This window comes from Aphanizomenon sp. UHCC 0183 (genome assembly GCF_009712065.1).
Taxonomy (GTDB): domain Bacteria; phylum Cyanobacteriota; class Cyanobacteriia; order Cyanobacteriales; family Nostocaceae; genus Dolichospermum; species Dolichospermum heterosporum.
Genome location: NZ_VILC01000144.1, coordinates 14149 through 16627 on the forward strand (window position 1 = coordinate 14149; position 2479 = coordinate 16627).

Here is a 2479-nt window from a genome sequence, read left to right on the forward strand (position 1 = left end):
TCGCAATGACTGTAAATATTTTTGTCCAATTACTTACATCTTCTATTTTAGACAGCGTAATCTTGTTATTAGCAAAGTGATGTTGCTTGAATTGAGGAAACTTGAAACTACTTCTGCTACTTATTACACTCGTGCCTGTACTACACAATGAAGTGCGGAATGTGGGATCTAAGACGTTTTGAATATAAATTAGTCTGTGAGTTGCCCAAACTTGTCCGCGTTTAGATATAATTAGTGATGGGAACAGTATTAAATCAATATCACAAAAATTACCTAAAGTTATGAAACAAAGGTTATTTAGTCAAGGGTGGATAGGGGTGACACAAACTGTCATTCTCGCTTCCTTGACAGCATTAACGACAATTGCGACTACCAACCAACCCAGCCACGCTAAAGGTGAGACCTTTTACTGTGGCAAAAGTAAAGGTATACCTGTTACCTTTGTCCGTACTCAAGATAGTAGAAAAGTAACAATAGTTCGCTGGACTTCTAATGCTTACTTTCCACCACCTTGGACTGCTCAACGTCGTTGTGACGAAGTATCGCGCAGATTTCAAAGGAGTAATGACAACGGTACTCTGAAAAATATCACCACTGGGACGCTGAGAGGTGAACCAGTTGTTTGTGCTGGTACTAGCCAAAATACTGCTTGTACAAGTAATAATTTATTATTTACTCTCAAACGTGGAGTTAATCCCAGTGCTACTCTCCGCAGACTCTTAGACCGTCGGGGTTTGGCTGCTGGTAATACACTCAATGAAAGTGCAGGTGACACAATTAATATTGATTTCCAGCTTTACCTCGATAATGCCACTGTTGAACCGGATTAAATTAACATGACTTGGCGGATATTAAAATTTGTCGCCTGTATTGGCGGTTTGTCAATGTTGCTTTCAAGTTCGGCAGCAAGTATCACTATTTCTGCTGGACAAACTAGCATTATACAACCGCCAATTCCATTATCAGTGGCACAGTTGCAGGAAAAAGCGGCGGCTATTACTGTCAAGATATTATCAACAGATTTTTTGGGTTCAGGAATATTACTAAATAAACAAAATTCAGTTTATACAGTATTAACAAATGCCCATGTTTTACGAGCAGATAACCCCCCTTATCGTATTCAAACACCAGATGGGGAAATCTATCAAGCAGATGTACAAAAAAATGTAAATTTTCAGAATTATGATTTAGCAATATTGCAATTTTCGACTATTAAAAAAATCTATTCTGTTGCAAATTTGGGTACTGTTCCCAAAATAGGAGATCAGGTATTTATTGCCGGGTTTCCTATGGAGGAAGAAAGCGAAAAAATCAGCTTTGTATTTATTGGTGGTAAGGTATCTTTGGTGTTATCAAAAGCCTTAGAAGCTGGTTATCAGGTGGGATATACAAATCATTTGGAAAAGGGAATGAGTGGCGGTACTTTATTGAATAAACAGGGTGAGGTTGTGGGTGTAAATGGGATGCACGCTTATCCTTTATGGGATACTCCCTCTGTGTTTATTGATGGTTCGCAAGCAGAGGAAAAGTTACATCAGGAAATAGTGGGTTTGAGTTGGGCTATACCAATAGATCAAGTAGTGCAAATGATGGGGAAATTCGAGATATCTAATTCGGATTTTCATAGATAATTAAAATATCAGTAATTTAATTAATTGATGGGTAAACAATTATGAGTGTACAACTGTCTATTCCCGATTCTGTAATTGCAGCAATCCGACTACCGGAAAAACGTATAGAACAGGAATTATTGGTTGAATTAGCATTGGCTCTCTATAGTCAAGAACTATTATCTTTTGGTAAGGCTAGAGAGTTAGCTTCTATGGGAAAATATGAATTTGGGAAATTATTAGGAGAACGAGAGATTAATCGGCATTATGAATTGGCAGAATTGGAGGATGATTTAAACTATGCCAGTGATCAGTAATACTTCGCCACTGTTGAATCTGGCAATTATAGATCAGCTAGACTTATTACGCCAGCAATTTGGCGAGATACTGATACCAAAGGCTGTATTGGAAGAATTGCGGGTAGAAGAAATGCTACCGGGTTCTGATCATCTGCGAGAAGCTCTAGTTGAAGGATGGCTTCAAGTGCGGGAGGTTAATAATCCATCTTTGGTACAGCTATTACAGCGAGATTTAGATAGAGGTGAAGCAGAAGCAATTGCACTTGCATTGTTGCTAGATGCAGATTGGATAATTTTAGATGAACGAGATGGGAGAAGAATTGCCAAAAGTTTCGGTTTACAAGTGACAGGAATATTAGGTGTAGTTATACGTGCATCACGCAATGGACAGATTTCTTCACTTCCATTGGTGATTAACCAGTTACGCGAAGAAGCTGGTTTTCATATTGCACCAAGTTTATTATCTCAAATTTTGAAGGAGGAGACAAATAAATGAATCATAAATACACAATTCCAGCAGCACTGATAGGGGTATCAATCGCACTGGTACAGCCGCAAATAGCAAGGGCA

Annotated in this window: 4 protein-coding genes; all 4 read left to right on the top strand. The window is 38.4% G+C overall.

Annotation, left to right across the window (positions count from 1 at the left end; genetic code table 11):
* Positions 1 to 281: 281 nt before the first annotated feature.
* The 4 genes from FJR37_RS25150 to FJR37_RS25165 are packed head-to-tail and all read left to right on the top strand — an operon-like array spanning position 282 to position 2405.
* Positions 282 to 830 (top strand): COP23 domain-containing protein, encoded by a 549-nt coding sequence (locus tag FJR37_RS25150; protein ID WP_052149813.1) that lies wholly within the window; start codon positions 282 to 284, stop codon positions 828 to 830.
* Between the two features lie 6 nt (positions 831 to 836).
* Complete coding sequence (locus tag FJR37_RS25155) at positions 837 to 1631, top strand: serine protease (protein ID WP_168467426.1); 795 nt, start codon at positions 837 to 839, stop codon at positions 1629 to 1631.
* Between the two features lie 41 nt (positions 1632 to 1672).
* Positions 1673 to 1927, top strand: a complete 255-nt coding sequence (locus FJR37_RS25160) for a UPF0175 family protein (RefSeq protein ID WP_039200685.1) — start codon at positions 1673 to 1675, stop codon at positions 1925 to 1927.
* On the top strand, positions 1911 to 2405 hold the full coding sequence (locus FJR37_RS25165; RefSeq protein ID WP_027401496.1) for a DUF3368 domain-containing protein: 495 nt from the start codon (positions 1911 to 1913) through the stop codon (positions 2403 to 2405). The genes FJR37_RS25160 and FJR37_RS25165 overlap by 17 nt, the downstream gene beginning before the upstream one ends.
* The last annotated feature ends 74 nt before the right edge of the window (positions 2406 to 2479 follow it).